Genomic DNA, 6841 nt, shown 5'->3' with positions numbered 1-6841 from the left:
ACTCGCTCCAGGGTGGCTGGCAGTGGGTGGCCGGCTGGAAGTCCACGCGTGAGCCAGCGCTGCTCTGTCCCGCTAAGCGTGGTGGTGAAGAGGCCACGCTGATCAACTCCGAGGATGCTGCCAGCTCCGGCGCTTAACGAGGGGATCGCAAGGCTGACCGGCAGCGTACGCGTGGCGATACCACCCGGCTGGTCGTTTTGCGCCAGCTCCCAGCGCAGCAGGGACGTCCCCCCTCTGAGAGTAAGCCGGTAGAGCAAGCGGTTGCCCGTGGGGTTCCACCAGGCATCACTGACGCGCACGGCGGCGCTGGAGAACAAGATCGGAATGGGCGTGCCTCCATCTACTCCCACCGTATTCAGCCCAGCAGGGACATCGGTCACCAGCCCAGTCAAGGGGTCCGACTTGAGCTGACGCCCCGCCGCGCTCGCCGCGTAATCACTATCCAAAGTGCGAAACACGAGGAGGTGGTGATCGGGTGACCAGCCCACGCCTACGACAGGAGGTGTGTTGTCAGCAATCTGGTAGGCACCGCTGCCATCGGGGTAGATAGTCCACAACTGGCCAGCGCGGACAAAAGCAATTTTGGCTGTGCCGCTGTAGCCCGGGCTGCAGGCATTCGCCCCCAGCACGAGCACAAGGCAGCTCAGCAGGACCAGAGTCAAGCTATGCCGCCTGCTGCAATTCATGCTCTTGAGTATAGCGCTCCCTTCTTTGCGCGTCAACCTCGCCCGCTGCTACGCTAGCTCTCGGCTGCCAGCAAGAGCCTCGCCGAAGGCGAACGTTCTCCTGTGTTCTCTTGTTCTCTAAGAAGCAGACTGGTCTGTATCCTTTCTTGATCTCTTCGCCGTGTTAAGAGTGGCAAGTGTGATTTGTACCAGCCGTTGAATGAAGAGGCAAAGATCATCGTTGGTACAACTTGCCTGCCCATTGTATTACATCTCTTTTATCCTCTTTAAAGGAGGGATACTCTTCATGACAGCAGCTTCACTTGTGCTTGCTGCCGCCTTAAATCCTGGGGGCATCATCGCCTGGCTCATCATCGGTTTGATTGCTGGTGCACTGGCTGGCTTCCTGGTCAAAGGGAGCGGCTTCGGTATCATCGGAGACATCATCGTGGGCCTGATTGGGGCCTTCCTGGGCGGCCTCCTGATGGATCTACTGGCGCCAGGAGCGAGCTTCGGCTTTTGGGGCAGCCTTGTCGTAGCCCTGATTGGGGCCATTATCCTCATCTTTCTCCTGCGTCTCTTCTCCCGTGGACGTGGCAGCACCGTCTAGCCTGGCTCTTACGACCAAGCAAATAGGCTAAGCTGGCTTGTTCCCCGGGTGGGGTGACTCAGCCGGGGGATGAAGGAGGCAGGCTGGTGTAGAGGAGCTCCTCCTCTGCGCCAACCTGCCGCTCTGTTTCGGCGGCGCTCAGCCCGTGCCGCTTGTCAAGTCCATTGCTGGCTCTCCGTGGCCTTTACCTTGCTTCAGAGCCGGAGGCCTGACCAGCCTCGGTCAGCGCCTCCCTGCCCAGCGATCAAGTTGGCTCGTCAGACTGGCAGCGGATGGGCAACAAAGAACTGCCAGATCACCACTGTGGCATTGAGCGTATGGCTCGTCTGGCCGTAGTAGGGCAACGGAATCAGTGAGCCGGGCCAGGTATGACCGCCACCGGAGATGCGGTAATGCACCACGATGCCCGGCGCTGCACAGTGGAACCATGCTTCACCGGTGATGTCATCCTCGGTGAGGAAAACCGTGGGCCCCTGCAGACAGCCGTCGCGCTGAGCCCAGTCTTGCAGCCATTGGCCAATCGGAGGCAGGCCAAGGCCTGGTTTCCCCCCATAAGGAACGATGAGGTCACCTGTGCCATGAATCTCCAATATGGGGACACTACGCTCTGGATGACAGCCGCTGGGGATAGGATAGAAGGCACCAGAAACCGGCGCAAAAGCTGCAATCTGTGTCGAGAGACGACAGGCGAGCAGAGCCGTCAAGCCACCTCCATTGGAGAGGCCGGTAGCAAAGATACGTCGCAGATCAATGCACCAATGTGCCTGCAGAGTCTGGAGCAGATCGCTCGTGAACCGTACATCATCGACAGGCGTGGGGTGCGGTCCGTAGGCATTCCAGCCGCTCTGGCCATCGGAAGCCACAACCCCATCAGGATAGGCCACAAAGAAGTGCTCTCGGTCGGCCAGCAAGGAGAAACCCGTGTACGCCTCCTGCTGCTTGCCACTGCTTCCGTGACCGTGAAAGTTCAATACCAGCGGTAAGGGCTGATCGGGCTGGTAGTCTGGGGGCACATGGAGACGATAGCTACGGGCTAAACCGCCGGACATCAGCGTCTCCACCAGCGTCGTGCCACGAGCAGCGGCAGCCTGACCACAGCCTGGACTCCTCTGGCTTCTCGCTGCCGGCGCTGTGGTCGCCTGACTCACACCTCCGCTTTGGGAATGGCCGCCAGTGGGGAGAGCGGCGCTGCGACCGCGGCAGCCGCCCAAAATTGCCAGCATGAGCAAGAAGACCCATGCCCATGCTGCGCCATCGCCACTGCCCCGAAGAGGTTGTCGCATATGTGCTGCTCCTTTTCCTGTGATTCTAGTCTGGAGAGAGACGGGAACTGGCCCAGCCTCTTTTGTGAAAGACGCACTGTCCAAGGGGATCTTTCGGATCTCCTAAGCTACGGGTCTTCTCCCTTCACGGGGTTGTGAGCACGGGCCTGCTCCCCCTTGCCTTTTAGCAGGAAAGCAAGCAAAGAATTATAATAAGGGGGAGTCTCAAGAAGGGAGAGGAACAGCAGGTGTCTCCCACTACTGGCTCAGCGCATGAAGGTGACCAGGCTATACCCGCACCGGCCATCGGACAGAGGGGAAGCGTAACTATGAGAGAGCAATATCATCAGGGCCACTACTTCCTGCCCTTGCTCGCACGACCACGGCAGAGCTGGGGGCGTCTGCTTATCGATACCCTGCTGGCGCTGTTAGCGGCTGCTCTGGTCACGGCTGTCATCTATACCTTTGCCCTCTACCCACGCATTCCCAATATCTCCCTCCTCTATCTCCTGGTGGTGCTGGCCTTGGCCAGCACGCGCGGCCTCTATCCGGCCGTGTTGACCTCCGTCCTGGCCTTCCTTTTTTTTGACTACTTTCTGGTTCAGCCCCTCTACAGCCTGACAGTCAATCGCTTTGAGGAATGGCTAGCCCTTTTTGTCTTTCTTACCGCCGCCATCATCACCGGTGAGATGACCAACGCTCTGCGCAGACAGGCAGATGAGGCGCGGCGCCGCGAGCGCGAGACGCGTATCCTGTACGATCTGGTGCGCGCAGCGAACCATGAGGAGGACTTCCAGCGTCAGCTAACGATCGTCACGCAGGCTGTGGTCCAAGTCTTTGCCCCCTGGGGAGTCAGCGGCTGTGCGCTGCTCTTGCCCAACGAGCAGGGTAGGCTGGAAGTGCTGGCCAATGCAGGGCTGCCTCAGGAACGGCTGCAGCTCTCGTCGGACGAGCAGGCGACAGCCGCGTGGGTCATGGCCAATGGACAGGCTGCCGAGTTGCATGATGTTCCCCTGGAAGGAAGTGGACCGTATGGGCGTGGCCTGCGCGCTACGTTGCAGAGTTCGCTGCGTGCATGGGGCCGACGTCGCTATATCCGGCTCCTGCCGCTCAAGACAGGTGGCCGTGTCCTCGGAGTGCTCTTCCTCCTCATGGAGGAAACTGAGTGGCCACATTGGGGCCGGGCCCGCACCTGGAGGCAGCGGCTCAAAGGTCAGGCTCCAAGCGCCCTGGAAGGGCCTTTCTTTGCTGCCTTTCTGGACCAGGCTGCCGCTATCATCGAGCGGGCCCGTCTGAGGCGCGAGGGCTTACAGCTAGAGCTGCTGCGCCAGACTGACGCCCTGCGCACAGCGCTACTCTCTTCCGTCTCGCATGATCTGCGCACGCCACTGGCCTCCATCAAAGCGGCAGCTAGCAGCCTCCTGCAGGAGGACATCGCCTGGGACGAGGAGAGCCGGCGCAGCTTTGCTCTCACCATTGAGCGTGAGGCCGACCGCTTGAATCGCCTGGTTGAGAATCTGCTTGACATGTCGCGCATCGAGGGGGGGGCTCTCAAGCCCGAAAAAGAGTGGTATCCACTGGATGAACTGGTCCATGATGTTCTGCTACAGCTACAGCCATTGCTACAGCAACGGCGGATACACATTGAGCTTGAGGAGGATCTTCCCCCCGTACCGATCGACTATCTGCAGCTCAGTCAGGTCATGACCAATCTGATCGAGAATGCTGTACGTCATACGCCAGCCGACAGCCCGATTGAGATCGAAGCCAGGCGTCGTGACGGATATGTTCAGGTCAGCGTTGCCGACCGCGGGCCTGGTATTCCTCCCGCTGATCTGGAACGTATCTTTGACAAGTTTTATCGTGTCAGGAGAGGAGGGGGCGCCAGTGGAGGAGGTGGAGGTGGTGGACGAGCCGGCGGCACTGGGTTGGGACTGGCCGTGTGCAAAGGTCTGGTCGAGGCCCACGGCGGCCGGATCTGGGCAGAGAACCGGCCAGGGGGAGGCGCCATCTTCCACTTTACCTTGCCGCTCAACGACCAACCCCAGCCCAGCGAGATCGCTCAAGAGCAGACCATATTGACTGAGACCTCCAGGGCAGCAGCGCCGGCGACCTGGCCTGTCCAGGCTCCGGCAGCGAGCCGAGAGACTAAGACAAGGAGCAGTCCGGCCCATGTTGGTCAGCGAGAGCAGAGGGAGGAGGAACGACCGCTTTCATGATTGCAGGAGGAGCACGTATCCTGGTTGTCGACGACGAAATCGAGATTGTGCGGGCACTCCAGCGTAGCCTGAGCGCCTACGGCTATGAAGTCTATGCCGCCAGCAGCGGTGAGGAGGCGCTCGAGGCTCTTAGCCACTTCCGTCCCGATGTCATGCTCCTAGATCTTGGGCTGCCAGGGATGAGTGGGCTGGAGGTCTGCAAGCGTGTACGGGCCCACTCGAATCTGCCCATCATTGTCCTCTCAGTCAAAGACAGTGAGCGCGATAAGGTGCTGGCGCTCGATTTAGGAGCCGATGATTACGTGGCCAAGCCCTTCGGGATGAATGAAGTGTTGGCCCGCATCCGTGTTGCACTGCGGCATGCGGCACCCCTGCAGGGAGGAACCGCCGCCGTCTTTAGCGCCGGCCCCCTGCGCATCGACTTCGAACGGCGCCTTGTCCAACTCAACGGTAAGGAGGTCAAGCTGACTCCAACAGAGTATGAGCTGCTCAAGGTCCTGGTGCAGAACCGAGGCAAGATCATGACGCGTCAGATGCTGCTGACACGCGTGTGGGGCAGCGGCTATGGAGGAGAGGCACACTACTTGCATGTCTACATTGGACAGCTACGCCGGAAAATCGAGCCTGACCCAGCCCATCCCCGTTTCATTCTTACTATCTCCGGCGTTGGCTATCGCTTCTCTGCTGAAGAAGAGACCTCGGCGTTGGAGAAGCCAGGCCCCTCCTCGTTCGCTAGCCGCGAGAGCAGCGCGGCAGGCGAAAAAGAGAGAAGAGGGAACAGAGAGCAGAAGCATGTTGATGAGTAGAAGAGGCTTACGGGCAGCCGCGCGTGAGCTGACGCGTCCAGTCCCCTACCCACCCGTATGGACTGGCCGCAACAGAGAAGGCGCCTGGGATCAGGCGATGGCTCCTGTGGCTATCAGATTGCGCCTGAACCACCCTGACCAGCCTGGCTAGACCAGCCTGCCAGAGGTCATGAAGTCGCCGCCCCGCCTGTCTGGGAGCAAGGCACCTGACCCGCCAGCAGGCTTCCCATGCCTCGCTCCAAGGCCGATGGCATGCTGGCTCGATACACCTCACAGGTGAAGAACAAGCCCGCGATCCGCTGTGTCGTACTGGTCAGATTTGAGACTCAGTTCCTTCTTCACTTCTCCAATTCCTGGTCATGCTGCTTGGCCTGTGACCCTGCCCCCCTCCTTCTTTACCTGCCCTAATCAAGACCGCCTTTGAGGCTCGTTCGTAGAGGGGCAATCTTTGTCACAGCCAGGCTGGGGGCAGCGGTGGCTTGATCGTTATCGTCTCATTCGCCACGCCAGCGGGAACCGAGCCGGAGGGGGGAGAGAGCTAGTGCGGGGCAGAGGTTATCTGAGGGCCGGGCGAGCCGGTGACCCTAAGCTCGTACCTCCCCGCAGGGCAGAACAGAGGCCAGCAGAGAACTATTCAAGGGAGACGAGGGCAGGGTCAACCGGCGAACGGAGTCCTGTTGAAGGCGTTGGGAAGGACTCCAGGGCTCGGGACCTGAGACAGGCTTAGATGCTGACCCAGATCAGCGGCCAGAAGTTCTGGACACTTCCCTGCACGTAGAAGCCATCGTTAGCCTTCTGCAGCAGGAAAGAGTAATAGCCAGCCCCGCCGGTCACCGTCACCGTGCCTCCGGCCTCCGGCAGCCAGACCGTCCCAATAGGGACATCATTCAGATAGAGGGTCAGCATCATGGTATAGCCGGGGCGGTAATTGTAGGAGGTAAAAACCCACTGGTGGGTCCCGGCATCCAGATAATACTCATCGCTGCGGGTCACAAACGAGAAGCTATAGCCAAAGCTGTAGCGCTGATCAGGGTTGCTATAATAGAGTCGTGAGCGAAGGACTGGCAGCTGAGCCCGCGTCGTCGCGGCAGGCTTATGAGCCAGCGCGGCGGCCTGGGCCTGAGCCGGCAACAAAAGCCAGCAGGAGACGACCATCATCAAGGCAACACTCAAGGCAAGAAACCAGCGTTTCATTAACTGCACTCCTTTCCAGCATTCCCAGCTAGCTTGCGGTATCTGCCAGAGCTTGTAGCCCCTGCTGAGCAGAGAACTACTAGTG

General features: G+C 60.0%; 5 protein-coding genes and 1 pseudogene. 3 read left to right on the top strand and 3 right to left on the bottom strand.

The annotated features are described in order from the left end of the window. Window positions 1-662: pseudogene (locus IRZ24_RS14900) on the bottom strand (hypothetical protein); the annotation flags it as partial. A 310-nt stretch (window positions 663-972) separates the two neighbouring features. Here IRZ24_RS14900 and IRZ24_RS14895 point away from each other — a divergent pair. Continuing rightward, window positions 973-1275 (top strand): GlsB/YeaQ/YmgE family stress response membrane protein, encoded by a 303-nt coding sequence (locus tag IRZ24_RS14895; RefSeq protein WP_297165605.1) that lies wholly within the window; start codon window positions 973-975, stop codon window positions 1273-1275. A gap of 257 nt (window positions 1276-1532) precedes the next feature. Here the strand turns inward: IRZ24_RS14895 and IRZ24_RS14890 are convergent, their stop codons facing one another. Continuing rightward, complete coding sequence (locus IRZ24_RS14890; RefSeq protein WP_297165603.1) at window positions 1533-2558, bottom strand: PHB depolymerase family esterase; 1026 nt, start codon at window positions 2556-2558, stop codon at window positions 1533-1535. Window positions 2559-2866: 308 nt separating this feature from the next. Between IRZ24_RS14890 and IRZ24_RS14885 the strand changes: the two genes are divergently transcribed. Beyond that, window positions 2867-4756, top strand: coding sequence for an ATP-binding protein (locus tag IRZ24_RS14885; protein ID WP_297165601.1), 1890 nt, complete (start codon window positions 2867-2869; stop codon window positions 4754-4756). Beyond that, window positions 4753-5562: a response regulator transcription factor gene (locus tag IRZ24_RS14880; RefSeq protein ID WP_297165600.1), complete on the top strand. Its 810-nt coding sequence runs from the start codon at window positions 4753-4755 to the stop codon at window positions 5560-5562. The genes IRZ24_RS14885 and IRZ24_RS14880 overlap by 4 nt, the downstream gene beginning before the upstream one ends. A gap of 723 nt (window positions 5563-6285) precedes the next feature. On the opposite strand, the gene IRZ24_RS14875 is transcribed toward IRZ24_RS14880, so the two are convergent. Beyond that, the gene (locus IRZ24_RS14875) at window positions 6286-6756 is read right to left on the bottom strand and encodes a hypothetical protein (protein ID WP_297165598.1); all 471 of its coding nucleotides are present in this window, start codon (window positions 6754-6756) and stop codon (window positions 6286-6288) included. Window positions 6757-6841 lie beyond the last annotated feature (85 nt).

Source organism: Thermogemmatispora sp., assembly GCF_019683755.1.
In the GTDB taxonomy this organism is placed as follows: Bacteria; Chloroflexota; Ktedonobacteria; order Ktedonobacterales; family Ktedonobacteraceae; genus Thermogemmatispora.
Note: the sequence above shows the minus strand (reverse complement) of the source record. Positions and strands in the feature narration are given on the sequence as shown.

What these genes read in the sequence shown, in the direction of transcription:
- IRZ24_RS14895 (WP_297165605.1), top strand. Translation starts at nt 973, where the DNA reads ATGACAGCAGCTTCACTTGTGCTTGCTGCCGCCTTAAATCCTGGGGGC.
- IRZ24_RS14890 (WP_297165603.1), bottom strand. Translation starts at nt 2,558, where the DNA reads ATGCGACAACCTCTTCGGGGCAGTGGCGATGGCGCAGCATGGGCATGG.
- IRZ24_RS14885 (WP_297165601.1), top strand. Translation starts at nt 2,867, where the DNA reads ATGAGAGAGCAATATCATCAGGGCCACTACTTCCTGCCCTTGCTCGCA.
- IRZ24_RS14880 (WP_297165600.1), top strand. Translation starts at nt 4,753, where the DNA reads ATGATTGCAGGAGGAGCACGTATCCTGGTTGTCGACGACGAAATCGAG.
- IRZ24_RS14875 (WP_297165598.1), bottom strand. Translation starts at nt 6,756, where the DNA reads ATGAAACGCTGGTTTCTTGCCTTGAGTGTTGCCTTGATGATGGTCGTC.